We start from the raw sequence: 24,618 nt of genomic DNA on the forward strand, positions 1-24,618 counted from the left end.
GTGCGGGGGCGGTGCCGTCCGTCGCCGGATCGGGTGCCCCAGGGCGCGTCGTCCGATCGCGACAGCAGCGCTGTCGTGTCGGGTGGTATCGCGGTACTTGCTCGTCAGGGGTCTTTGCCAGTGCTGGGCGCCCCACTTCGAGGTGTACGCGGGATCGACTGCGACCACGGTCACGCCGAGTTCGGCGGCCATGGACACGAGCCGGGCACGCAGCTCGGCCACGGGCATGCCGGAGATCAGCTTGCGGAACTTCTTGCGGCGGCCGTGCTTCTCTCGGGTCTTCTCCGCCGTGAAGTCCAGGTCCTCGATCGAGAGAGCTCCGGGACGTCACCTCAGGTCAGGGCAGCATCCACGACAGGACCGGGGTGCTCTGGCCGACCACGATCAGGCACATGACCAGCAACAGGCCCAGGCTCCACGGCAGCACCTTGCGCAGCAGGCCGCCCTCACGGCCCGCCAGTCCGACGGCCGCGCAGGCGATGGTGAGGTTCTGCGGGGAGATCATCTTGCCGAGGACGCCGCCGGAGCTGTTGGCGGCGGCCAGGAGGTCGGGCGACAGCCCCGACTCGCGGGCGGCGGTGACCTGGAGGGCGCCGAAGAGGGCGTTGGCCGAGGTGTCCGAGCCGGACACGGCGACTCCGAACCAGCCGAGGACGGGCGACAGGAACGCGAGCCCGGCCCCGGCCGCCGCGACGAAGTAGCCGATCGTCGCCGCCTGGCCGGAGAGGTTCATGACGTAGGCGAGGGCCAGTACGGACGTCACGGTGAGGATCGCGAAGCGCAGCTCGTGGACGGTCGCGAGCCATTCCCTGACGGCCACGCGCGCGTGCACCCCGATGACGGCGGCCGTGCAGATCCCGGCGAGGAGCACCAGGGTGCCGCCGGTCGACACGATCGGCCAGCTGAAGACGTTGCCGCTCACCGGCTCGCCGTCCGGCCCGGCGACGTTCAGGAAGGGCCAGTCGTAGGTCTGGGTCGCCCCGGCCAGCCAGTCCTTGACGGCCGGGATCTGTGCGACGGAGAAGATCGCGACGATCAGCGCGTACGGGGCGTACGCCCGCAGGACCTCGCGGGGCGGGTCCGCCTCATCGAGTTCCTCGCTGCGTGCGCCGGTGAGCACGGAGGCGCGCACCGACTCGGCGGCGGGCACGCGCGCGTGCGGTGTCGCGACCAGGGCGCCCGCGCCCGCCAGGGCGGCGCCGATGTCGGCGAGTTGGGCGGAGAGGTAGTTGGAGGCGGCGAACTGGGCGACGGCGAAGGCGACTCCGCACGCCAGGGCGGGCACCCAGGTCTCGCGCAGGCCGCGCCGGCCGTCCACCAGCCAGACCAGCACGAGGGGCACCACGAGGGCCAGCAGCGGCGTCTGACGGCCCACCACGGACGCCACCGAGTCCAGCGGCAGTCCGGTCACCTGGGCGAGCGTGACGACCGGTGTGCCCATCGCGCCGAAGGCCACGGGAGCGGTGTTGGCGACCAGGGCGACGACGGCGGCGCGCACCGGTTCGAAGCCGAGGGCGACCAGCATGACGGCGCTGATCGCGACGGGCGCCCCGAAGCCGGCGAGCGCTTCGAGCAGCGCTCCGAAGCAGAAGGCGATGACGAGTGCCTGGATGCGCGGGTCGTCGGACAGCCGTCCGAAGGAGCGGCGCAGGATGTCGAAGTGCCGGGTGCGGACGGTCATCCGGTACACCCACAGGGCGTTGACGACGATCCACAGGATGGGGAAGAGGCCGAAGACGGCGCCCTGGGCGGCGCCGGCGAGGGTCTGGCCCAGGGGCATGCCGTAGGCGAGGCAGGCGACGAGGACGGCGGCGAGGAGTCCGGTGAGGCCCGCCAGGTGGGCCTTCATGCGGACGGCGCCGAGCAGGACCAGGACGATCACGAGGGGTAGGGACGCCACGAGGGCGGACAGGCCGAGCGAGCCGGCGACGGGTTCCAGTTCCTGGACGTACACGGGCGCCTCCCCGGCTTCCGTCATGCGAAAGCGATTTCTCGCGTCCTCAAACGGAATGGTCATGTCCGCGCCAAGCTCGCGTCAATGGGTGTGCGTGGGGAGGAACCGGGGTGCGGTCAGTTGTCGGGCGACCGGAGGACGCGCAGGTGCCCTCGCCGCGCGACCTCCATCGGGTCGGCCGCGCGCCCGCCGCCACCGGCCTCGGCCGCCCGCTCCTGGGGGCGGGCCGCCTCGCGCACGGCGTTGGCAAGCGCTTCCAGGTCGTCGCCGCTGGGGCGCGCCGGGGCGGAGCCGTCGAGGAGCCGGACGACCTCCCAGCCGCGCGGGGCGGTGAGGCGCTCGGAGTGCTCGGCGCACAGGTCGTAGCAGTGGGGTTCGGCGTAGGTGGCGAGCGGGCCGAGGACCGCGGTCGAGTCGGCGTAGACGTACGTCAGCGTCGCGACGGCGGGACGGCCGCAGGCGGTGCGCGAACAGCGACGTACAGGGCTCACGACGATGGACGGTACCGCACTCTTGAGCGGGCCGCGACGACTCTCCACCAGGTCACCCCACCGTGTCGCGCTGTGAGCCGTCCCACACACCCCTTCCGGCCCACCGGGCTGACCTGCCCGGACAGCCTCGTCCGGCGCACCGAACGAGCCTCCAAGCGGTCAAGAGTCATCACAAAACCCTCAATTGCCGTGAGGTCGCTGCTCTCGTAGGGATACGGAATCGAGCCCAACCTTGGCTTGAATGGTCATGTAACGACATGCCGTGCGGGTCGGCCGGAAGCCGTCCGTGCCGCCGTGCGGTGCCGGGCGCACGGGCCTGGCGGGGACTACCCTTCACCAGTGATGGACAAGCCCGTGACGCCCCGTGACGCCGCCCCCGGGCCCCGCCGCCGTGATCGCCACGGCCGGGGCATGCGCGGCCCGATCGCACCGCCGCAGGTGCCGCTCGCCGCGAGCCGCGCGGAGGCCTTCGCGGATCTGGTGCAGGACTCCGTGGAGCGCCTGGAGCGGCGCTGGCCGCAGCTCGCCGACATCGATTTCCTGGTCCTCGAGGTGCCGCGGCTGGACGGCCCCGGCCAGGCCTGGAACGACGAGGCGGTGCCGCTCGGCGGCACGATCGGCGCCCGCGAGGGACACCCCGCGCGCGTGGTGGTCTACCGGCGGCCGGTCGAGATCCGCACCAAGGGCCGCGACGAGCGGGCGGCGCTGGTGCACGAGGTCGTCGTCGAGCAGGTCGCCGAGCTGCTCGGGCTGACGCCGGAGACGGTGGATCCGCGGTACGGCGAGGACCAGGGCTGAGACCGGCCGAAACCGGTCGCCCGCCCGGCTTCCGCGGCGCTGCCCTACTTCTGCAGCACCGACAGGTCCTCGTCCGCCTCCGGCACCGCTACCGTCCCCCGGTCGTCCGGCAGGGTCTGCACCGTGAAGGCGGGGACGCCGCCCTCGCTCGCGGACAGGGTGCGGGCGCCGTAGACCGGGCCGCCGGACTTCGGCTCGACCGTGAGCGAGTACGTGCCCTTCAGGCCGCTCGGGACCGGGGGCTCGATGTCCTGGGTCGTGCCCCCCTTGATCGTGTACGTCTTGGACACCGGTGTGCCGCCCTCGCTGCCCGCCGAGGCGGTGACCTCGACCGTGGCGGCGCCGGTGGGGGCGGTCAGGGACAGGGTGCTGCCCTTGGCGCTGTTGTCCGCGGACGTCGCGCGGGTGCCGACGGGGCGGGTGGCCGGGATGAACGCCGTCTCCTGCTTGTCGCCCTCGCCGCGTACGACCCGCAGGGCCGCCACGACGGGTACGGCCCCGTCCGTCGGCGTCAGCACCAGGGAGCCCGCCTCGCCGCGGGTCACGTCGCCCAGGTCGACGGCGGTCGTCATACCGCCCTTGACGTGCACCGTCTCGTGCCCGGCCGGAGTGATCAGCCCGGAGGGGGAGGCGAGGCGCATCTTCAGGTCGGCGTCGTCGTCGCCGGGTGTGAAGGCGACCAGGCGCACCGAGGTCGCGTCCTTGGGGATGCCGGGCAGGACCAGACTGCCCGACGGGTCCGTGGAGGCGGGCAGCCAGTCGCCGCCGAGCTTGTCGTCGAGGGCCTGCACGGCGGCGCCGACACGGCCGCTGCGGACGTTGACGTGCACCGTGACGTTGTCCTGCTTCTCGTCCGTGAGGGTGGACAGCAGGACCGGCTCGCTGGAGTGCGGCTGGACCGTGATGCCCTCCCCCACGGTGGACTGGAGCGTGCCGTCCTTGCCGTAGAGCTCGATGTCGACCACGGCGGCCGAGCCGTCGGGGTTCGTCAGATGGACGTAGTCGGTGCGGTCGGCCGCCGTGCTCGCGCCCGGGAACCAGAAACTCGTGTCCGGGGCCGTGCAGTTGACGCCCAGGAGGCCGCGTCCGGTCCCCGCGGCGACCTCCGTCGTCTCCTGGACGGTCCAGCCGGGCGCGAACCTGCCGTCCGCGGTGCCGACGAGCGCGGGCGTGTCGGCCCCCGAGCTGTCCCCGGTGACCGGCTTGCCGGGCTCCTTGGGGGTCAGCACGGGCTTCTCGGTCTTCTGCTTGCCGGACTTCTCGCCGTCCTTCCTGCCCTTCTCGCCGCCCGTGCCCGAGCCGTCCGCCGACTCGGCGGCAGCGGCCTGGAGTTCGGCCTTGCCGCCGCCCTCCGTGCCCTTGGTGACGGGCGTGAAGGAGGTGTACGACGTCTCGGCGAGGTCGGACATGCTGGGCGAGGGGCACAGCAGGCTGGTGCGCTCCACGGGCAGTTGGGCCGCCGCCTTGCCGGCCGCGTCCGCGCCCGGGGCGTCCGGGGCGGACAGGGCCGCGAATCCGGTGACGGCGGCGAGCGCGGTCGCGCCGGCGATGAGGGACAGGGTCGTGCGGTTCACTGCTGGCTCCCGTCGGGACGCTCACTGCCCGTGCCGTGCGGGTCGTGCTGTTCTGCCGGGTCGTACGGCGTGCCGTAACCCTGGGGGTAGGCCTGGCCGTAGCCCGTCTGGTCGTACGACGGCGTCTGGGGCTGCTGGCCGTAGGCGTACGGGTCGTACTGGCCGCCCTGGTACGGGTCCGCCTGGTACTGCCCGTTGTACGCGTCCTGCGGGTACGGAACGCCCTGGTACTGGTCGCCGTAGCCCGCGTAGTCGCCGCCCGGGTAACCCGCCGCGTCCCACTGGCCGTGGTTCTGCTGCTGCGGGACCTCCACGGGTGGCTGCACCGGTGGCACAGGCGCGGCCGGGAACTCCTCGGGCGGCGTGGTCCCTTCGGCCTCGGCCTGGGCGCGCAGGCGGCGGGCGCGGCGGCCCTCGCCGGCGACCGCCTGGGCCGGGACGGCCGGCTCGTCGGGCAGGTCGTCGTCGATGTCGCGGCGCCTACCGGGCAGCGCGAGCACCACGAGCACGACGGCGAGCAGGCCCTGCGCCCACAGCCACAGGGTGTGGGTGAGCGGGTCGTCGTAGGTGACGTCCAGCTTGCCGCCGGTGGTGGGGAGTTCGAAGCCCTGGGCCCAGCCGTCGACGGTGGTGCGGGTCAGGGGCTTTCCGTCGAGCGTGGCCGTCCAGCCGTCGGAGGCGGAGTCGGCCAGGCGCAGCACGCGTCCGTCGGTGCCGGTCGGGATCGTGGTGTGGATGTCGACGGGTCCGGCGGCGACCGGCTCGGGGGTGCCGGAGCCGGAGGCCGGGACGATGGCGGCGCGCGCGACCTCCTGGTCGATGCGCCACAGCGCGCCGCCACCCTGCTGGCTGAGCCGGGTCAGGCCGGGCGTGGCGTCCAGGACGCGGGTGACCTCACGGGGCGCGCCCTGGTGGACGAGGACGTAGCGCACGGCGAAACCGCCGAGCTGGTCGGCCTGGTCGGCGCCGGAGCCGGCGACGAGGTTGGCGACGACCTTGTCGAGCTTGCCGTTCTCACCGTCGGCCGCGGCGATCTCACCGTCGCCGAGGCGGGCACCGGAGCCGCGGACCAGCATGTAGCCGACGTGGGAGGCGGAGTCGCTGTCGAGGACGAGGGTGCGGGCCTGGTCGCGGGTGCCGCTCTCCTCGGCGACGAACGCGGGCACCTGGGTCGGGTCGCGCCGCTCCAGGGGCCCGTCGGCACCGCGGATCATCCAGCCGGCGGCGAGGAGCAGCGGGCCCGCGGCCGAGGCGAAGGCGATCAGCGCGGCGACCGGCTGGCGCCAGCCGAAGCTCTGCTCGGCCACGCGCGCGCGGGCCCCGTCGGCGCCGAGGACGGCTGCCGCGAGGAGGGCGATCCCGTAGACCAGGGTCGCGGGTCCGGCCCAGGTGGAGCTGTTGGCCAGGACCGCGAAGACGAAGCCGGTCAGGGCGACCGCCCAGGCCGTCCGGATGCCCGACTGGCGTTCGGAGCGCAGCAGGGCGGCGAGCGCGGCGAGCACGATGCCGATGAGCATCAGGCCACTGACGGTGCCGGGGCCGCCCGGGCTGGCGCCGAGCAGGTCGAGGGCGGAGGCGGCCGAGGGGCCGTAGTCCAGGCCGGCCTGCCGGAAGAAGCCGAACGGCAGCAGCGACAGCGACCAGGGCGCGAGCACCAGCAGGGGCGTGCCGAGCTGGGCGAGGAACCGCGGTCCGTAGGCCGTGATCTCCGACCGGCGCAGGACCAGCAGTCCGGCGCCGAGGAGCAGCGCGATGGGCCACACGATCGGGGTGAACGCCGTGGTGACGGTCAGCAGCAGGGCGTAGGCCCAGGTGGCGCGCCAACTGCCGCGGGTGCCGACGGGGTTGGCCAGGCCTCCGGCCGCGATGCCCGCGCGGGCGATGAGCGGCAGCAGCACGGCCAGCACGGCGGTGCCGATCCGGCCGCCGGCCAGGGCGCCGGTGGCGGCGGGCAGGAAGGCGTAGGCGACGGCCGCCCACGCGCGCAGCAGCCGGGACTCCACCAGGGGGCGGGAGGCGAAGTACGCGGTGACACCGGCCAGCGGCACCGAGCCGACGAGCAGGACCGTCACGGCGAGGCCGGTCGAGCCGAACAGCAGGGAGGCCAGCATCGCCACGAGCGCGACGTACGGCGGCGTGGAGGAGGTGCCGCCGGCGGCGACCGGGTGCCAGGCGTCCAGGTAGCGCGCCCAGAGGTCGGCGGAGTCGAGCGGGGCGGGCAGCAGGGCGCCGCCCGCGAGCGCGCCGCCGCCGAGGAGTTCGCGGCAGGCGGCCAGGGAGACGAGCAGCAGGATCAGGAAGAGCACCGGGCCGGGCTTGCGTGCGATGCGCTTGAGCCGGGCGAACTGCTCGATCTCCAGGAAGTCCGCGTCGTCGCCGCCCGGGCCCGACTCGACGGCGCTGCCGTGCCGTCCCGCGCCGGCGGCGACTTCCGGGTCGGAGCGGCCGACGACGTTGCTCGCGACCTGTTCGACGGTGGCGCGGACGGTCGCGCCGGGCGGCGGGAACAGCGCCCGCAGCTCGTCCTTGTCGATCTGGGGCGCGCCTCTGCCGCGCCTCCCGGCGAGGATCCGCTCTGGCCTGAGCAGTGTGCCCATGAGGCCGCGGATCTCGTCGACGGCCTGTCCGGGGACCTTGCCGACGAGGTAGGCGAGCGTGCGCAGCAGGGTGCCGAGCACGATTCGCAGCAGTACCCAGGGCAGCACGGCCGTACGCGCGTTGACGAGGAGGGTGTAGACGGCGCCGGCCTTGTCGACCTTGTGCGGGGAGGCCGCCGTGCGGCCCACGCAGTCGACGGTGCGGCGCTCGCGGGAGGACGCCTCGGCGTGCCGGACGACCGCCTCGGGGGCGACCAGGACGCGGTACCCCGCCGCGTGCGCGCGCCAGCAGAGGTCGACGTCGTCGCGCATGAGGGGCAGGTGCCGGTCGAAACCGCCGAGCTGTTCGAAGACGTCGCGGCGCACGAGCATGCCGGCGGTGGACACCGACAGCACGGTGCGGACGTGGTCGTGCTGGCCCTGGTCCTGCTCGCGGCGGTCCAGGCCGGTCCAGCGGCGGCCGGAGTTGGCGATGGAGACGCCGACCTCCAGCAGTTGCCGCCGGTCGTACCAGCCGCGGAGCTTGGGGCCCACCACGGCCACGTCCTCGCGGCCCAGTTCGTACTCGTTCTCCACGACCCGCAGCAGCTGGGCCAGGGCGTCGGGCTCCGGGGCGCAGTCGTCGTGCAGCAGCCACAGCCACTGCACCGGCTCGCCGTGCGGGAGGTCCGGCAGGTCGTACGCCTCGTCGCGCCAGGAGCGGGTGACCGGGTCCCAGCCGCTGGGCCGCTTCAGGTAGGGCAGGTGCTCCGGGGTGAGGACCGGGGCGGTGCGGCCGCACTCCTCGACGGCCTGGCCGAAGCCGGTGCGGCGGGCGAGGTGCAGTACGCGGTCGGCGCCGAGGGCGTCGGTGACCAGCTGGGCGGAGTCGTCCGCGCTGCCGGTGTCGGCCCCCATCGCGTACTGGACGGGTCGCTCCTGGCCGAGCAGCCCGGCGAGCGCGTCGGGCAGCCAGCGGGCGCCGTCGTGGGAGACGAGGACCGCGGTCACCACATGGCGCGGGAACTCAGGGGGGCGGGCCGGGTCGAACGCGGCTGTGGCAGCGGTGTCGTGATGGGCTGCCGGGTGGCTGTGCACGGACATCGAGGTACGGGCCCCGGTTCGGTGGACTTCGGTGGACGCCCGCGACCGGTGGGGGCAGCGGGGCGTCTCGGACGAGCGACCACACTACTGGCAGTCCGACAGGGGCGGCGCGCAGCGCCTCGATGAGGGGCGGTGGTCGGGAGACGGGCGGGCAGGGCGGCCCGCCGCCTGTGGACAACCCACCCGCGACGGGCCGTTCACGAAGAGGGGTGGAGTCAGACCGCGGCCTTCTTCAGCCGGCGGCGCTCCCGCTCGGACAGGCCGCCCCAGATGCCGAAGCGCTCGTCGTTGGCGAGTGCGTACTCGAGGCACTCGGAGCGGACCTCACAGGAGAGGCAGACCTTCTTGGCCTCCCGGGTCGAGCCGCCCTTCTCGGGGAAGAAGGACTCGGGGTCGGTCTGGGCGCACAGTGCGCGCTCCTGCCAGCCGAGTTCCTCGTCCGCGTCGTCGACCAGCAGTTGCTGCACCAGCTCGGTCATGTGCGCCCCTCGTCTGTTCTTTCCGCGTCCCCGTGATGTAGCCGTTACCGATTCCGGCTGAACGACACGAGTGAAATTACAAGTGTGCTGCTCCGGGCGAGTCAAGCCGAGATCTGCTATTGAGCCCCTTATTCACTCTGCGGAACCAAGCCCATGCGGAAAGTGTTCAAATCACCATAAAACCTGACACACAGACAGAGCCCGCGAGGGCGTCCCTCTTCCGCCGGACCCTTGGAGTCCTGTACGGAGAAGGACGCCCAGAGGTTCGATCTCGTTCCGACACGTACGTCGAAGCGAACCGGATCACAGTCGGATCACGAGTACGCAACGGCGCTCGCGCGCACGGATGGACGCCATGTGTCCCGGACCGGGCATGAGCAAACCTTTCATCTGAGCGGTGAACCGGAAGAGGTGAAACCCGTCCCACTTCCCGGGTGCCGAGTTGACAGTGGAGGTGTGAGCCGGTGTCCTAGTGGGCATGCTCGCGAACTCGGCATTCACCTCGACCCGCACCGCCGGGTCCCACGGTGCTGCCCGCGCTCGCTGTAGCTGTTGCTGTTCCAGCTGTTGAGCCACACCTGCTCCAGCTGAAGGCCGAGCCACCCGTCCCTCGGCTCCCGTTCCCTCTGACCTTCTTTCACTGAGGAACCACCGCACCCCATGAACAGCGACAGCGACCTCCAGATCGCCGGCGACATCCTCGAAGTCCCGCACCTGCTCCAGGCCCCGCGCGAGCACCCGGCCACCGTCGCCGAGTTCGTCGGCCTCGCCCGCTCCATCGCCGCCGACCGCTCCCAGTGGGAGCACCTCGTCCGGTACGACGCGACCAGCCGCTGGTACCACCGGCTGCGCACCGGCCCGGGCTACGAGGTGTGGCTGCTGTCCTGGGTGCCCGGGCAGGGCAGCGGACTGCACGACCACGGCCGCTCCTCCGGTGTGCTGACCGTGCTGGACGGCACGCTCACCGAGCGCACGGACCGCGGGACGCGCGCGCTGCGGGCCGGCGCGCAGCGCGTGTTCGCGCCGGGGTACGTGCACGAGGTGGACAACGACACGCTGGAGCCGGCGGTGAGCCTGCACGTCTACTACCCGGGGCTGACGCAGATGCCGATGCACACCGCCCCGCACTGCGAGGCCCAGGCCGTACCGGGTGCCATGACCGCCTGACCGGTTGCCCTGGCGGCCGACCGGTTGTCGCAGGGGCCTGCAAGACTGTCGTCCATGCGCATTGTGGTTCTGGCAGGCGGCATCGGTGGTGCCCGGTTCCTGCGCGGTCTGAAGCGGGCCGTGCCGGACGCGGACATCACGGTCATCGGCAACACCGGGGACGACATCCACCTCTTCGGTCTGAAGGTCTGCCCGGACCTCGACACGGTGATGTACACGCTCGGTGGCGGCATCAACGAGGAGCAGGGCTGGGGGCGCGCCGACGAGACCTTCCACCTCAAGGAGGAACTCGCGGCGTACGGCGTCGGGCCCGAGTGGTTCGGCCTCGGCGACCGGGACTTCGCCACGCACATCGTGCGGACCCAGATGATCGGCGCCGGATACCCGCTGAGCGCGGTGACGGAGGCGCTGTGCGACCGCTGGAAGCCGGGTGTGCGGCTGATCCCGATGTCCGACGACCGCGTCGAGACCCATGTGGCCGTCGAGGTCGAGGGTGAGCGCAAGGCGGTCCACTTCCAGGAGTACTGGGTGCGGCTGCGCGCCTCGGTGCCCGCGGAGGCGATCGTGCCGGTCGGCGCCGACCGGGCGAAGCCCGCGCCGGGCGTCCTGGAGGCCATCGCCGAGGCGGACGTGATCCTCTTCCCGCCGTCCAACCCGGTCGTGTCGATCGGCACGATCCTCGCCGTGCCCGGTGTCCGGGAGGCCATCGCGGACGCCGGGGTGCCGGTGATCGGCCTGTCCCCCATCGTCGGCGACGCGCCCGTGCGGGGCATGGCCGACAAGGTGCTCGCCGCCGTGGGCGTCGAGTCGACCGCGCCGGCGGTGGCCGAGCACTACGGCTCGGGCCTGCTGGACGGCTGGCTCGTCGACACGGTGGACGCGGGCGCGGTGGAGCGCGTGGAGGCGGCCGGCATCCGCTGCCGGGCCGTGCCGCTGATGATGACCGACGCCGACGCGACCGCGCAGATGGCCCGGGAGGCGCTGGCACTGGCGGAGGAGGTGCGGGCGGTATGAGCGGCGAGGTCCCGGACGACCGGCAGGGCGCCGGCGGGTACCGGGTGTGGGCCCTCGACGGGATGCCGGAGGTCACGGCCGGGGACGACCTGGCCAAAATGATCGCCGCCGCCGAACCCGGTCTGGCCGACGGTGACGTGCTGCTCGTCACGTCGAAGATCGTGTCCAAGGCGGAGGGCCGGGCCGTCCGGGCGGACGACCGCGAGGCGGCCATCGACGCCGAGACGGTACGGGTGGTCGCCCGGCGGGGCAGCCTCCGGATCGTCGAGACCAGGCAGGGCCTCGTCATGGCCGCGGCCGGGGTCGACGCCTCCAACACCCCGTCGGGGACCGTGCTGTTGCTGCCCGAGGACCCGGACGCCTCCGCCCGCGCGATCCGCGAGGGGCTGCGGGACGCCCTGGGCGTCGAGGTCGGGGTCGTCATCACCGACACCTTCGGGCGGCCCTGGCGCGCGGGGCTCACGGACGTCGCGATCGGCGCCGCCGGAGTGCGCGTGCTCAACGATCTGCGCGGGGGCACGGACGCGTACGGCAACCCGCTCAGCGCCACCGTCGTCGCCACCGCCGACGAACTCGCCGCCGCGGGCGACCTGGTCAAGGGCAAGGCCGCCGGCCTGCCCGTCGCCGTGGTGCGCGGACTGCCGCACGTGGTCGCGGACGGCGACGACGGAGCCGGGGAGGGCGCGCGGGCCATGGTGCGCGGCGCGCGCGACGACATGTTCCGGCTCGGTACGTCGGAGGCGGTACGGCTGGCGGTGACCCAGCGGCGTACGGTCCGGGCCTTCACGGACGAGCCCGTAGATCCCGGAGCGGTACGGCGGGCGGTGGCCGCGGCGGTGACGGCACCGGCGCCGCACCACACCACTCCGTGGCGCTTCGTCCTGCTGGAGTCCGAGGAGTCGCGGACGCGGCTGCTCGACGCCATGCGCGACGCGTGGATCGCCGATCTGCGGCGCGACGGCAAGACGGAGGAGTCCGTCGCCAAGCGGGTGCGGCGGGGGGACGTCCTGCGGAACGCCCCTTACCTCGTCGTCCCCTGCCTGGTCATGGACGGCTCGCACACCTACGGCGACCCCCGGCGCGACACTGCCGAACGGGAGATGTTCGTGGTCGCCGCGGGCGCCGGAGTGCAGAACTTCCTGGTCGCGCTGGCCGGTGAGCGGCTCGGCTCGGCGTGGGTGTCGTCGACGATGTTCTGCCGGGACGTGGTGCGCGAGGTGCTGGACCTGCCGGCGGACTGGGACCCGATGGGCGCGGTGGCGGTCGGGCATCCGGCGGAGGAACCGCGGCCGCGGCCGGAGCGGGACGCCGGGGCGTTCATCGAGGTGCGGTGACGGACGCGGGGCGGGGCCTACGCTCGTAGGGCTGCTCCTCTCGGATCCCAGGGACTTCATTCATGGCAGGACGGTTCGCTCCCAGACCCACGCGTACAACCGTGCGCGGTGGCGAGGTCGTCGTGCCCGTTCCGCGTCAGGCGGGGCGGGCGGACACCGGGCGGGTGCGGGACTGGGTGCCGGACGGGCCGCTGGATCTCGGGCTGGTACTGGGGCCGCTGCGGCGTGGGCCGGGGGACCCGACGTTCCGTGCGATGCCGGACGGGTCCGTGTGGCGAGCCTGTCGTACACCCGCCGGGCCCGGGACGCTGCGGGTCCGCGCGTACGGCGGTGGGGTGCGCGGTCAGGCCTGGGGGCCCGGGGCTGAGTGGCTGCTGGAGCAGTTGCCGGAGCTGCTCGGGGCCGCGGACGACCCGTCGGTTTTCGTGCCGCGGCACCGGCTGGTGGCGGTGGCCCGGCATCGGCGGCCGGGGCTGAGACTGACGCGGACCGGGCTCGTGCTGGAGTCGCTGATTCCGTCGATTCTGGAGCAGAAGGTCACGACCGACGAGGCGTACCGGGCGTGGCGGTTGCTGGTGCGGAAGTTCGGGGAGCCGGCGCCGGGGCCCGCGCCCGAGCGGATGTGTGTGATGCCGGCGCCTCGGACGTGGGCGTTGATTCCGTCGTGGGAGTGGCATCGGGCCGGGGTCGACAACAAGCGGGCGTCGACGATTCTGCGTGCGGTTCGGGTGGCCGGGCGGTTGGAGGAGGCGGTCCGGATGGAGCCGGGGGCGGCTCGGGCGCGGTTGGAGGTTGTGCCGGGGGTCGGGCCGTGGACGTCGGCGGAGACGGTGCAGCGCAGTCTTGGGGCGGCGGATGAGGTGACCGTGGGGGATCTTCATCTGCCGCGGATCGTGGGGTGGGCGCTGGCCGGGGATCGGGATGCCGATGACTCCGTGATGCTGGAGTTGCTGGAGCCGTATGCGGGGCAGCGGCATCGGGCGGCTCGGTTGATTCTGTTGAGTGGGGCGGGGCCGGCCAGGAGGGCGCCGAAGATGCCTCGGTGGGATATCGGGCAGATGTGAGGAACTGCCCGTTTTCGGGTGCTCGGCGTTGGTGCTGGGGGCGGGGCGTTGCGCCGCTCGGCGCTACGAGGTGCCGCCTGCGCCCACCCGTGCCGCCCCAGCGGCACGACTGCCCGCAGGCTAGGCGCGTTACTGGTCCGAGGAGAAGCGGACTGCTGCTGCTGGGATTTGGGCGTCGCACCAGATGCGGGTGCCCTGCAGGAGTTCGTTGTCGGGGCCGACCGTCGCGCCGTCGCCTATGACCGTGCCGGTGAGGACGGAGCGTTCGCCGACCCGGGCCCGGGAGCCTATGAGGGAGTCGGTGATGACCGCGCCGGGTTCGATCACCGCCCCGGCGAGGATCGTGCTGCCGAACACGCGGGCCCCCTCGGCGACGAAGGCGCCCTCGCCCACCACCGTGCCGCCCGAGAGCTTCGCGTCGGAAGCGACCGTCGCCGTGGGGAGGACCAGGCGGTCACCGCAGCGGCCGGGGACAGCGGGAGACGGGACACGGCCCAGGACCAGGTCGGCCGAGCCGCGGACGAAGGCCGCCGGCGTGCCCAGGTCCAGCCAGTACGTCGAGTCGACCATGCCCTGGAGGTGCGCCCCGGCGGACAGCAGGTCGGGGAAGGTCTCCCGTTCCACCGAGACCGGGCGGCCCTGCGGGATCGTGTCGATGACCGAGCGGCGGAAGACGTACGCACCCGCGTTGATCTGGTCGGTGACGATCTCCTCCGGCGTCTGCGGCTTCTCCAGGAACGCGAGGACCCGGCCCGTGTCGTCCGTGGGGACGAGACCGTAGGCCCGGGGATCCGTCACCTTCGTGAGGTGGAGCGACACGTCCGCGCCCGTCGTCGCGTGGGTGTCCACCAGGGCCGGGATGTCGAGCCCCGTCAGGATGTCCCCGTTGAAGATCAGCACCGGGTCGTCGGGACCGGAGTGCAGCCGCGAGGCCACGTTGCGGATGGCGCCGCCCGTGCCCAGGGGTTCCTCCTCCGTCACGTACTCGAGGTGGAGGCCCAGCGAGGAGCCGTCACCGAAGTACGGCTCGAAGACCTCGGCCAGATAGGACGTGGCCAGGACGATGTGCTCGACGCCCGCCGCTCTCGCTCTCGCCAGCTGGTGCGTGAGGAAGGGCACCCCGGCCGCCGGGACCATGGGCTTGGGCGTGTGCACCGTGAGCGGGCGCAGCCGGGTGCCCTTGCCACCGACCAGGAGGATCGCTTCTGTCACGTGTCGTCTCTGCTTCCTGCCGGGACCGGCCGAACTGTCTTTCGGCCGGTCAGTGTATGCAGACCGTTCCGTGGCGCCTTCGCTGGCCGTGCGGCGTTCCGCCCCGCTGCCCCCCGACGGCGGTGAACGTGTGTCTCAGCGGCTGTCTCAGCGGCCCTGGTACCCGGCCGCCTTGGAGCGGACCGAGCCGAGCTTGCCGTAGAGCTTGCGTCCCGGGCATGACGTGTTGAAGCCGTCCCGGTGACCGGAGATCACGTTCAGTCGAACCTTCTTGCCCTTCCGGTAGAGGTTGCCACCTCCCGACTTCAGGTATGTCTTTCCCCGCGGATTCATCCGGTACAGGCCGAGCTTCCACGCCGCGATCCGGGCGATGCCCTTGACGGCCGCGGACGACGGTTTCTTGGTTCCGTACGAACCGAGGACGGCGATCCCCATGCTGTTGCTGTTGAAACCACGGGTGTGGGCGCCGAGGACCGGCTTCGCCACGCCCCCCGCGCGGCCCTCGTAGATCTTTCCGCACTTGTCGACGAGGAAGTTGTAGCCGATGTCCCGCCAGCCCATGCTCTTGACGTGGTAGCGGTAGATACTGCGGATGAGTGAGGGGGCCTGCGAGCAGCTGTAGCCGTTGCCGCTGGCCGTGTGGTGCACGAAGGCGGCCTTGACCTTCTTCGTGTAGACGAACTTGCCTTCCCGCAGCCCCTCGTCCGCGCCCCAGCCGCGACGCGTGACGATCCGCGGTCGCGGGCCGACGTACGGCTTCGCCTGCAACTGCGCCATCAGCGCCTCGGCGTTGAGAGCGTAGAGCTCCCGCTCGGTCTCGGCGCGGCTCAGTTCCGCGATCTCGGTGGCGCCGAGGGGCGCGAGTCCGGCGTTGGCCGCTTCGGCAGCGGTGACGGCGGAGACATCGGCGTTCAGTTCGGCGGTGCGGGGGACTTCCTCCGGAGTGCCGGGGAGTGCGGCGGTCTCCGCGGCGTCCCCGGAGAGTGGTGCGGCCTCGGCCGCATCGCCGGGGTCCACGAGTTCGAGGCGGAGGCCGGAGGGGAGTGCGGAGGCGCCCGTGCCGTTGGGGCCGGGGGCGGCTTCCGCGTCGTCGGGCTCGGGGACGGCACGGAGTTCCACACCGTCGGATCTGCCCACCCACAGGGGCGCGGTGCCGCCTCGCACCCGGCCCGAGGTGCCCTCGGCGGTGCCCGGGTCGGCCTTGTGGTCGGCGGTGTGCGTGTCGATGTCCTGCCAGCCCGTCCAGGTACGGGTGCCGGCGGTGCGGGTGCGGACCTGGACGCGGCCGTGCAGTTCGGCTTCGGGGTCGTCCCAGACGACGCCGACGAGGGAGAAGCCGCGCACGGCCCGGCGGGGCAGGCCCTGTTCGGTGGTGCCGGGGGCGGACGGGGTGGCGCGGCTCTGGGTGAGGGATTCGAGGGGGAGGGACTGGGTCGTGCCGGGGGCGTACGGTTCGGCGGCGCGCAGGTTGGTCGTGGTGGTGGTCGCGGTCCGGTTGGTGGTCGTGGTCCGGTTGGTGGTCGTGGCCGGTGTCCCCGCTCGGGGCGCGGGTCTCGCTGTCGTGGCGGCTTCCGCGGTCGGTACCGGTCTCTCCGTGCCCGCCAGGGCGGGGGGAGCGAGCGGGAGGGCCAGAGCGGCCGCACAGGTGACACCGATGGAAGAAGCAAGGAATCCACGCATGCCCTCGATGTTGGGCAAAGTCATATAACTCTGTCCATTTGGGATGTGACGCACCGTCGCCCCTGTTCGGCCGAACCGGTGACGGATCGGCGGCTGGGCCGTGGCCGGGACGTTGGGCGCGGGCTGGTGCGGCACGTACGCTTGCGCGGGTGAACGCCACCGATCGCACCCCTGCCGACCTGCTGGGTTCCGCGCTCGCCGCGGATCCGGGACGTCCCCTTGTGACCTTCTACGACGACGCCACCGGCGAACGCGTCGAACTCTCCGTCGCCACCTTCGCCAATTGGGTGGCCAAGACCGCCAACCTCCTCCAGGACGAGTTGTCCGTCGAACCCGGGGACCGGGTGGCGCTGTCGCTGCCCGCCCACTGGCAGACGGCGGTGTGGCTGCTGGCGTGCTCGTCGGTGGGGGTCGTCGCGGACGTGTCGGGGGACGCGCGGGCGGCCGACGTCGTGGTGAGCGGGCCTGACGGGCTGGAGGCGGCGCGGGCGTGCTCCGGGGCGCGGATCGCGATGGCGCTGCGGCCGCTCGGGGGGCGGTTTCCGGAGACTCCCGAGGGGTTCGTCGACTACGCGGTGGAGGTGCCGGGGCAGGGGGACCGGTTCGTGCCGTACGCGCCGGTGGATCCGGAGGGGGCCGCGCTGATCGTGGCGGGGCGGGAGTTCAGTGGGGCGGAGGTTGTGGAGCGGGCTCGGGCGGAGGCGCCGGGGCTGGGGCTTACGGGGCCGGGGTCGCGGATTTTGTCGGGGTTGCCGTATGACACGTGGGAGGGGTTGAACGCGGGGTTGTACGGGCCGTTGGCCACCGGGGGGTCTGTGGTGTTGTGCCGGCACCTTGAGCGGGCTGGGGACGGGGTGTTGGACAAGCGGGTGGAGAGTGAGCGGGTTACGGCTATTGCCCGGTAGGGCGTTTCCGGTACTCGGCGTCGGTGCTGAGGCCGGGGCGTTGCGCAGCCCGGCGGAGCGGGGTGCCGCTGCGCCCACCCTCCCCCAAGCTCTCGGCTTCGCTCGAGCAGGGGGGGACCCCCATCGCCCCAAGCGGCACGACTGCCCGCAGCTAGGCGGGACGGCTGCCCGCGGCTAGGGCGGGGAGCCCCCCACCCGTTCGGCTCATCCCCACCTCTCCCCCGCTGCCCATCCACGCCACAGTCGTAGGAGAAGTGCGCGTGGCACGTTCCTACGTCAGGGGTCAGGAGGGGTCCTGTCTTGGCCGGCACCAGTGGTGGGTCCTTCCGGGGGACGGGGGAGAGTGTGGGGGCCTCGGCCAGTGGGCGGGGGCTGGTGCGGCGGCGTCGGCGGCGGTGGGCGCGGTGGACGGGGTTCTGGATCGCCGTCGTCGTCGTGGCGGCCGCGGGGGCCGGATGGGCGGTGTACGCCAAGCTCAGCGGGAACATCACGCCCGACGAGGCAGCCGCGGCCGAGCTCGCGCGGTACGAGAAGGAACGGCCCACCTCGCTGGTCAAGGACGCGCGGAACATCCTGCTGATCGGGTCGGACTCGCGTCAGGGCGACGACAACGCCCGCTACGGACGAGACTCCGGGACGGAGCGGTCGGACACCACGATCCTGCTGCACCTGTCCGCGGGCCGGGCCAGCGCCACCGCCGTCTCCCTGCCCCGGGACCTGATGGTGGACATGCCGGGCTGCCGGCGCCCGGACGGGTCCCGCAGCGCGCCGAGGTTCGCCATGTTCAACCAGGCCTTTCAGCTGGGCGGCTCGGCCTGCACCATCCGGACCGTCGAGAAGCTCACCGACATCCGCGTCGACCACCACGTCGTCGTCGACTTCCACGGCTTCAAGCGGATGGTCGACGCGGTCGACGGCGTCGGGGTGTGCCTGAAAGAGCCGATCGACGACCCGGAGGCCAAGCTGCGACTGCCCGCCGGGCGGGTGACGCTCGACGGCGAACAGGCCCTCGGTTACGTCCGCGCCCGCAAGTCACTGGGTGACGGCAGCGACACGGAACGCATGGAGCGGCAGCAGCACTTCCTCGGGGCACTCGTCAACAAGGTCCGCAGCAATGACGTCCTGCTGAATCCGGTGAAGCTGTATCCCGTGCTGGACGCCGCCACGTCCTCTCTCACAACGGACCCGGATCTGGCGAGCCTTCGTGGTTTGTACGAACTCGTGCGGGGGCTGCGCGACATCCCCATGGAACAAGTGCAATTCCTGACCGTGCCTCGGCAGTCGTATGCGTACGACGCCAATCGCGACCAACTCGTGGAGCCGGCGGCGGAGAGGTTGTTCGAGCGGCTGCGCACGGACACTCCGGTGGCGATCGCAAGGGACTCGTCGCACGGTTCGGCGCCGCTGGGGCCTGCCGATTCGCGTGACGGGTCGTACGGGGATTCGCATGCGGGGCCGTTTGCCGAGTCCGTCGTCACCGTTTCTCCCCCACCGACGTTCCGCGGGAACACGGCAGCCGAGGACACCTGTGAGTAAAGCGGGCACCAAGGCAACTCCAAGGCAACGAACTCTTCACCTGGGAAATGGGCGAATTGCCCAGGTGTAGGGACGTGGAATTTGTCACCGTCGTCGTTCGGCACTGAACTGGGCGGTTAGTGTGAGCGATCCCGGTGCGCCCCGGCTCTGAGGACGGTCCTGAGATCGCGCACTGTGTGACCGAGACCCGGGCGCCTTGGAGGGGAAGGCGCCGCGCCCCGACGGAGGAAACAGGCAACCGTGGACGCGCAAGGCCGTGGGCGGGCGGACGACATCGATCCCGCAGACCAGTGGGTTCTCAATCCGAACACCGGCGAATACGAATTGCGACTGCCCGCTTCCGCACCGCAGTCGGGGGTTCCCGCGCCCCGTCGGCCGCCGGCGTCCGACTCCGGCCCGCCGGCGCGCGGCCGTACGGAGGCGCCCGGCCGGCCGCGGCCCGAGACGCCCGACCCGGCGGTGCCGCGCAGGCGCCGCGGGGCGCCGGAGGAGCCGCTGCCCGGGCGCCGCGGGCGGCGGCCGGCCAAGAAGGCCGCGAAGGGCAAGAAGGTCCTGCTGTGGACCGGCGGCGTGATGGCCTTCGTGCTGGTCGCCGGGGCGGGAGCCGCGTACTTCTACATCGAGCACCTGAACAACAACATCGCGTCGGTCTCCGACGACGGCGCGAGCACCGGTGGCTTCGAGAAGGACAAGGCCATCAACATCCTGCTGATCGGCACCGACAAGCGCACCGGCGCGGGCAACGAGAAGTACGGCGACGCGGGCAGCGTCGGGCACGCCGACACCACGATCCTGCTGCACGTCTCCAAGGACCGTTCGAACGCGACCGCGCTGAGCATCCCCCGTGACCTGATCGTCGACATCCCGGACTGCCCGACCACCCAGGAGGACGGGTCGCAGAAGGTCATCCCGGGCACGCCGCAGACCCGCTTCAACACCAGCCTCGGCCAGGACGGCCGTACGCCCAGCTGCACCATGCGGACCGTGACGGAGCTGACCGGGGTCAAGCCGGACAACTTCATGGTCGCCGACTTCAACGCGGTCAAGACGCTGACCAGCGCGGTCGGCGGGGTCGATGTCTGTGTGGGCAAGGACATCGACGACCCGGACTCGCACCTGAAGCTGTCCAAGGGCACCCACACGATCGAGGGCGAGCAGGCACTGGCCTTCGTGCGCACCCGGCACGCGGTCGGCTTCGGCGGTGACCTGAGCCGGATCGGGCTCCAGCAGCAGTTCCTGAGCGCGCTGATGCGCAAGCTGAAGTCGAACGACACGCTCACCAGCCCCTCGAAGATGCTCGACCTGGCCGAGGCGGGCACGAAGGCACTGACCGTCGACTCGCAGCTGGACAGCATCAACAAGCTGAAGGACCTCGGTCTGGAGCTGGGCAAGCTCAACACCAAGAACCTGACGTTCGCCACGACCCCGGTGATCGACAACCCCGCGGAGAAGGTCAAGACCACGGTCGTCCTCAACGAGTCGTCGGCCCCGCAGGTCTTCGACATGATCAAGAACGACGTCTCCTTCACCGCGGTCAAGGAACAGAAGAAGAAGGAGGCGGCCGCGGTGGCCGCCCGGCTGAAGGGCACCAAGGCCGACGCGTCCGAGGTGCGGGTGCGGATCACCAACGGCGGTGCCGTCGCCGGCAGTGCGCAGGAGACGCTCAGCTGGCTGCAGAACGAGGAGGGCGTGACCAAGTCGGAGAACGCCGGCAACGCGCCCGCCACACTGGCGAAGACCACCCTCGAGTACGCGCCCGACCAGGCCGACCAGGCCCGTCGCCTCGCCGACATCATGGGTCTGCCCGGGTCGGCGCTGAAGCCGGGTGAGAGCGTGACGAACTCGCAGGGCGTGCCCGCGATGACCCTGACGCTGGGCAAGGACTTCAAGGGCGCGGGCTCCTCCCAGACCGCTCCGACGAAGGCGCCCGCGGACGTGGACAAGTCCACGGCGGACAAGGTCGAGTGCGCCAAGTGACCTGACGGGCCTGTCTTACGTCTCACAGGGCGTAGGGCAGGCCTTGTCCGGTGACACGGGGGTGGGGAAGCGAGATGGCGCAGAGCAGCAGTGTGTACGGGGAGGGGACGAAACCGGGTTCCGTCCCCCGTGAGCCGGCCCGGGGCGGGTCCGCGGGTCCGGGCGACGGGGGCGGTCGGCGAAGCCGTCGGCCACGCCGTGGACGTCGTGTCCTGCGCTGGTCGGCGACCACCCTCTCCGTGCTGGTCCTGGGGACGGCCGGCGCCGGCTACCTCTACTACGAGCACCTGAACGGCAACATCGAGAAGGGCCAGCGCAGCAGCGGCGACTCCAAGGCGACGAAGACCGCCCCGAACGCGGCCGGGCAGACGCCCCTGAACATCCTGCTGATCGGCTCCGACAGCCGTAACTCCGACGAGAACGTGAAGCTGGGCGGCGCCCGGAAGGACCGCGGCAGCCCGCCGCGGGCAGACGTGCAGATGCTCATCCACCTGGCCGCGGACCGCAAGAGCGCCTCGGTGGTGAGCATTCCGCGCGACACCCGGGTCGACATACCCAAGTGCACCGATCCGAAGACCGGGAAGACGTACCCGCCGGTCAACACGATCATCAACGCGTCGCTGGCCCGTGGCGGAGCGGGGTGCACGCTGGCGACCTGGCAGAACCTCACCGGGATCTACATCGACCACTGGATGACGATCGACTTCGCGGGCGTGGTGCAGATGGCGGACGCCATCGGCGGGGTCGACGTGTGCGTCGAGCAGAACGTGTGGGACCGCCCGCTGCCCGGCGTGCCCGGCGGCTCGGGCCTGAAGATGAAGGCCGGCCACAAGAAGGTTCAGGGCGAGCAGGCCCTCCAGTGGCTGCGCACCCGCCACGCCTGGGGCAGCGACCCGCTGCGGGCCAGGGCGCAGCACATGTACATGAACTCGATGATCCGCACGCTCAAGGCGCAGAACGTCTTCACCGACACCGGTCGGCTGACGGACCTGGCCGAGGCGGCCACCAAGTCGCTGAACGTGTCGGAGGAGATCGGCACGGTGAAGAAGCTGTACGACCTGGGAATGCAGCTGAAGACGGTGCCGGCCGACCGCATCACCATGACGACGCTGCCCACGGCCGAGGACCCGGAGGACGCCAACCACCTGATCCCGGCGGGCGCCGACGCCGACCGGGTGTGGACCATGCTCCGCGACGACGTGCCCTTCGACGGCAAGGGCGGGAAGCCGCGCAAGAAGGAGACGGAGAAGCCGGAGAAGGGGTCGCGGGATCCGGCCGCGGCGGACGGTGCGATCGGTGTGCTGGTGCAGAACGCCACGCGTTCCAGCACCCTCGGTCCGGTCAGCGGACGCGCGGCGGCCGTCGCCCGGTCGCTCGTGGGCGAGGGATTCACGAAGGCCGCCGCGGACACCTCGCCCGCTCGCTCCGAGGAGCGGACCGTCGTGCGCTATCCGAGCGCCGAACTGGAGGGCGATGCGCAGCGCGTCGCCAAGTCGCTCGGTATTCCGGCGAGTTCGGTGAAGCGGTCGACCGACGTCTCCGGTGTCACGGTCGTGGTGGGCACCGACTGGCGTACGGGCACGGCCTATCCGAAGCAGGCGACGCCGAAGGCAGGGGACCTGCCCGGTGACGCGGACGCGCTCAATGGCTCCGACGCCGGAAAGTGCATGGACGTGTACGCGCCGTACCGCTGGTAGCGGACAAGGCGTCACACGTACACGGAGTCCTCGAACTTCCGTTCATGAATTGGGCTGGATTGCCCAAATGTAGGGACGTTGAATTTGTCATTCAGCGCACATCGGCGTTCAACTGGGCGGATAGTGTGAGCGATCCAGTGCTTCTGTGATGGCCAAGTACCCGTGCGCTCTCCGGGGGGAGAGGGCGCCGCGTGCCCCGACGGAGGAAACAAGCAACCGTGGACGCGCAACGCCGTGGGCGGGGGGAACCGATCGACCCCGCAGACCAGTGGGTACTCAATCCGAACACCGGCGAATACGAACTGCGACTGACTCCATCCGCAGCGCAGTCGCCGGGCCCCGGGGGACGCGGAGCCGCGGGCGGGAACGGAACCGGCCGTGGTGCCGGTCGCGGGACCGATCGCGGTACCGATCGCGGTACCGATCGCGGTACCGATCGTGGGACCGGTCGTGGGACGACGACCCGGACCGATGTCCCGCCGCAGCGCAGGCGGCGCGGCGCCCCTGAGGAGCCGCCGCCGGGGCGGCGCGGCGGACGGCGGCCGGTCCAGCAGAAGCCCAAGAAGGCGAAGAAGGTCCTGCTGTGGACCGGCGGCACGATGGCGTTCGTGCTGGTCGGGGTCGGCGCCGCCGGCTACCTCTACCTCCAGCACCTGGCGGGCAACGTCACGACGACCGACGTCGGCAGCGCGGGCGCGAGCAACTTCAGCAAGGACGAGGCCTTCAGCGTCCTCATCATCGGCACGGACAAGCGCACCGGTGAGGGCAACGAGGGCTACGGCGACAAGGGCAGCTCCGGGCACGCCGACACCACGATCCTGCTGCACGTCGCCGAGGACCGCTCCAACGCGACCGCGCTCAGCATCCCCCGCGACCTGATCGTGAACATCCCGGACTGCCCGACGAAGCAGGAGGACGGCTCGGAGAGGGTCGTCGCGGGCCAGCAGGGCGTCCGCTTCAACCGAAGCCTCGGGGAGAACGGCCGGGACCCCGGCTGCACCATGCGCACGGTGCAGGAGAACACCGGCATCCGGGTCGACCACTTCATGATGGCCGACTTCAACGCGGTGAAGACGCTGACCACCGCGGTGGACGGGGTCGACGTCTGTGTGGAGAAGGCGGTCAACGACAAGGACTCCAAACTCGTCCTGCCCGCGGGCGAGTCGAAGGTCGAGGGCGAGCAGGCCCTCGCGTTCGTCCGCACCCGCAAGAGCTTCGGCAACAGCGGCGACCTCGACCGGATCAAGGTGCAGCAGCAGTTCCTGGGCTCCCTCATGCGCAAGATGTCCTCCAGTGACACCCTCACCAGCCCGTCCAAGCTGCTGAAGCTCGCCGAGGCCGCGACCGAGGCGCTGACGGTGGACAAGGCGATCGGCAGCGTCGGCACGCTCAAGGACGTCGCGCTGGAGCTGAAGAAGGTGCCGACGAAGAACATCACCTTCACGACGGTGCCGGTGAAGGACAACCCGGCGGAGACCGTGAAGGCGACGGTCGTCCTCGACGAGACGAAGGCTCCCGGGGTGTTCGACATGATCGCGAACGACGTGTCGTTCACCGAGGTCAAGCAGCAGAAGAAGAAGGAGAAGGACGCAGAGGCCGCGCGGCTGAAGGGCAGCAAGGCCCCGGCGGCCGAGGTCCGGGTGCGGATCCAGAACGGCGGCGCCGTCGCCGGCAGCGCCCAGAAGACCCTGCAGTACCTCCAGGTCGAGGAGGGCGTGACCAAGTCCACCAACGCCGGCAACGCACCCGCCGCACTGGCGAAGACCACGCTCGAGTACGCCCCCGACCAGGCCGACCAGGCCCGTCGCCTCGCCGACATCATGGGCCTGCCCGGGTCGGCCCTGAAGCCCGGCGAGAGCGTGACCAACTCCCAGGGCGTGCCCGAGATGACCCTGACCCTCGGCAAGGACTTCAAGGGCGCCGGTGTGAAGCTCGACGCCCCGGTCGAGGCGCCGGACGTGGAGAAGTCCACGGCCGACAAGGTGAAGTGCGCGAGTTGACCCGCTGAGGGCAACTGACAGGCCCGTCGTGCGTCTAACAGGAGGCAGGACGGGCC

General features: G+C 71.8%; 17 protein-coding genes and 1 pseudogene. 10 read left to right on the top strand and 8 right to left on the bottom strand.

Features of this window, described 5'->3' with window-relative positions; genetic code table 11:
• From ABZ016_RS11445 to ABZ016_RS11455, 3 genes and pseudogenes are all read right to left on the bottom strand, one after another.
• Positions 1-318 (bottom strand): annotated as a pseudogene (locus tag ABZ016_RS11445) (IS200/IS605 family accessory protein TnpB-related protein); the annotation flags it as partial.
• 19 nt (positions 319-337) lie between these two features.
• Positions 338-1,954, bottom strand: coding sequence for an L-lactate permease (locus ABZ016_RS11450; RefSeq protein ID WP_356916576.1), 1,617 nt, complete (start codon positions 1,952-1,954; stop codon positions 338-340).
• A 116-nt stretch (positions 1,955-2,070) separates the two neighbouring features.
• Positions 2,071-2,493, bottom strand: coding sequence for a DUF3499 domain-containing protein (locus ABZ016_RS11455; RefSeq protein ID WP_356916343.1), 423 nt, complete (start codon positions 2,491-2,493; stop codon positions 2,071-2,073).
• Positions 2,494-2,787: 294 nt separating this feature from the next.
• Here ABZ016_RS11455 and ABZ016_RS11460 point away from each other — a divergent pair, with 294 nt between their 5' ends.
• Positions 2,788-3,243: a metallopeptidase family protein gene (locus tag ABZ016_RS11460; protein WP_356916344.1), complete on the top strand. Its 456-nt coding sequence runs from the start codon at positions 2,788-2,790 to the stop codon at positions 3,241-3,243.
• Positions 3,244-3,287: 44 nt separating this feature from the next.
• On the opposite strand, the gene ABZ016_RS11465 is transcribed toward ABZ016_RS11460, so the two are convergent.
• The 3 genes from ABZ016_RS11465 to ABZ016_RS11475 all read right to left on the bottom strand — a co-directional run bounded on the left by ABZ016_RS11465 (position 3,288) and on the right by ABZ016_RS11475 (position 8,976).
• Positions 3,288-4,817 (bottom strand): DUF5719 family protein, encoded by a 1,530-nt coding sequence (locus ABZ016_RS11465; RefSeq protein ID WP_356916345.1) that lies wholly within the window; start codon positions 4,815-4,817, stop codon positions 3,288-3,290.
• Entirely contained in the window at positions 4,814-8,497 is a 3,684-nt protein-coding gene (locus tag ABZ016_RS11470) for a glycosyltransferase family 2 protein (RefSeq protein WP_356916346.1), read from the bottom strand. Before ABZ016_RS11470 ends, ABZ016_RS11465 begins: the two co-directional genes overlap by 4 nt.
• Before the next feature lie 215 nt (positions 8,498-8,712).
• Positions 8,713-8,976: a WhiB family transcriptional regulator gene (locus ABZ016_RS11475; RefSeq protein WP_003990679.1), complete on the bottom strand. Its 264-nt coding sequence runs from the start codon at positions 8,974-8,976 to the stop codon at positions 8,713-8,715.
• A gap of 660 nt (positions 8,977-9,636) precedes the next feature.
• Here ABZ016_RS11475 and ABZ016_RS11480 point away from each other — a divergent pair.
• The 4 genes from ABZ016_RS11480 to ABZ016_RS11495 all read left to right on the top strand — a co-directional run bounded on the left by ABZ016_RS11480 (position 9,637) and on the right by ABZ016_RS11495 (position 13,555).
• Positions 9,637-10,143, top strand: a complete 507-nt coding sequence (locus ABZ016_RS11480) for a cysteine dioxygenase family protein (RefSeq protein WP_356916347.1) — start codon at positions 9,637-9,639, stop codon at positions 10,141-10,143.
• 54 nt (positions 10,144-10,197) lie between these two features.
• Positions 10,198-11,157, top strand: coding sequence for a 2-phospho-L-lactate transferase (gene cofD, locus ABZ016_RS11485; RefSeq protein WP_356916348.1), 960 nt, complete (start codon positions 10,198-10,200; stop codon positions 11,155-11,157).
• Entirely contained in the window at positions 11,154-12,491 is a 1,338-nt protein-coding gene (locus ABZ016_RS11490; protein WP_356916349.1) for a coenzyme F420-0:L-glutamate ligase, read from the top strand. The genes cofD and ABZ016_RS11490 overlap by 4 nt, the downstream gene beginning before the upstream one ends.
• A gap of 62 nt (positions 12,492-12,553) precedes the next feature.
• Positions 12,554-13,555: a DNA-3-methyladenine glycosylase 2 family protein gene (locus ABZ016_RS11495; protein ID WP_356916350.1), complete on the top strand. Its 1,002-nt coding sequence runs from the start codon at positions 12,554-12,556 to the stop codon at positions 13,553-13,555.
• 129 nt (positions 13,556-13,684) lie between these two features.
• On the opposite strand, the gene ABZ016_RS11500 is transcribed toward ABZ016_RS11495, so the two are convergent.
• Both ABZ016_RS11500 and ABZ016_RS11505 read right to left on the bottom strand, forming a co-directional pair.
• On the bottom strand, positions 13,685-14,767 hold the full coding sequence (locus tag ABZ016_RS11500; protein ID WP_356916351.1) for an NDP-sugar synthase: 1,083 nt from the start codon (positions 14,765-14,767) through the stop codon (positions 13,685-13,687).
• A 147-nt stretch (positions 14,768-14,914) separates the two neighbouring features.
• Positions 14,915-16,447 carry a peptidoglycan recognition protein gene (locus ABZ016_RS11505; RefSeq protein WP_356916352.1) on the bottom strand — a complete coding sequence of 511 codons (1,533 nt, stop codon included), beginning with the start codon at positions 16,445-16,447 and terminating at the stop codon, positions 14,915-14,917.
• Between the two features lie 149 nt (positions 16,448-16,596).
• Here ABZ016_RS11505 and ABZ016_RS11510 point away from each other — a divergent pair, with 149 nt between their 5' ends.
• The 5 genes from ABZ016_RS11510 to ABZ016_RS11530 all read left to right on the top strand — a co-directional run bounded on the left by ABZ016_RS11510 (position 16,597) and on the right by ABZ016_RS11530 (position 24,562).
• Complete coding sequence (locus ABZ016_RS11510; RefSeq protein WP_356916353.1) at positions 16,597-17,352, top strand: TIGR03089 family protein; 756 nt, start codon at positions 16,597-16,599, stop codon at positions 17,350-17,352.
• 345 nt (positions 17,353-17,697) lie between these two features.
• Positions 17,698-18,888, top strand: coding sequence for an LCP family protein (locus tag ABZ016_RS11515; RefSeq protein WP_356916577.1), 1,191 nt, complete (start codon positions 17,698-17,700; stop codon positions 18,886-18,888).
• A 240-nt stretch (positions 18,889-19,128) separates the two neighbouring features.
• Complete coding sequence (locus tag ABZ016_RS11520) at positions 19,129-20,865, top strand: LCP family protein (RefSeq protein ID WP_356916354.1); 1,737 nt, start codon at positions 19,129-19,131, stop codon at positions 20,863-20,865.
• Positions 20,866-20,939: 74 nt separating this feature from the next.
• On the top strand, positions 20,940-22,562 hold the full coding sequence (locus ABZ016_RS11525; protein WP_356916355.1) for an LCP family protein: 1,623 nt from the start codon (positions 20,940-20,942) through the stop codon (positions 22,560-22,562).
• Between the two features lie 218 nt (positions 22,563-22,780).
• Entirely contained in the window at positions 22,781-24,562 is a 1,782-nt protein-coding gene (locus ABZ016_RS11530) for an LCP family protein (protein ID WP_356916356.1), read from the top strand.
• Positions 24,563-24,618: the final 56 nt, after the last annotated feature.

The sequence above is a fragment of the Streptomyces sp. NPDC006372 genome (assembly GCF_040612515.1).
In the GTDB taxonomy this organism is placed as follows: domain Bacteria; phylum Actinomycetota; class Actinomycetes; order Streptomycetales; family Streptomycetaceae; genus Streptomyces.

Excerpts from the sequence above, each read along its gene's own strand:
- cofD (WP_356916348.1), top strand. The coding sequence starts at position 10,198 with ATGCGCATTGTGGTTCTGGCAGGCGGCATCGGTGGTGCCCGGTTCCTG.
- ABZ016_RS11460 (WP_356916344.1), top strand. The coding sequence starts at position 2,788 with ATGGACAAGCCCGTGACGCCCCGTGACGCCGCCCCCGGGCCCCGCCGC.
- ABZ016_RS11525 (WP_356916355.1), top strand. The coding sequence starts at position 20,940 with ATGGCGCAGAGCAGCAGTGTGTACGGGGAGGGGACGAAACCGGGTTCC.
- ABZ016_RS11495 (WP_356916350.1), top strand. The coding sequence starts at position 12,554 with ATGGCAGGACGGTTCGCTCCCAGACCCACGCGTACAACCGTGCGCGGT.
- ABZ016_RS11470 (WP_356916346.1), bottom strand. The coding sequence starts at position 8,497 with ATGTCCGTGCACAGCCACCCGGCAGCCCATCACGACACCGCTGCCACA.
- ABZ016_RS11475 (WP_003990679.1), bottom strand. The coding sequence starts at position 8,976 with ATGACCGAGCTGGTGCAGCAACTGCTGGTCGACGACGCGGACGAGGAA.
- ABZ016_RS11505 (WP_356916352.1), bottom strand. The coding sequence starts at position 16,447 with ATGCGTGGATTCCTTGCTTCTTCCATCGGTGTCACCTGTGCGGCCGCT.
- ABZ016_RS11490 (WP_356916349.1), top strand. The coding sequence starts at position 11,154 with ATGAGCGGCGAGGTCCCGGACGACCGGCAGGGCGCCGGCGGGTACCGG.
- ABZ016_RS11480 (WP_356916347.1), top strand. The coding sequence starts at position 9,637 with ATGAACAGCGACAGCGACCTCCAGATCGCCGGCGACATCCTCGAAGTC.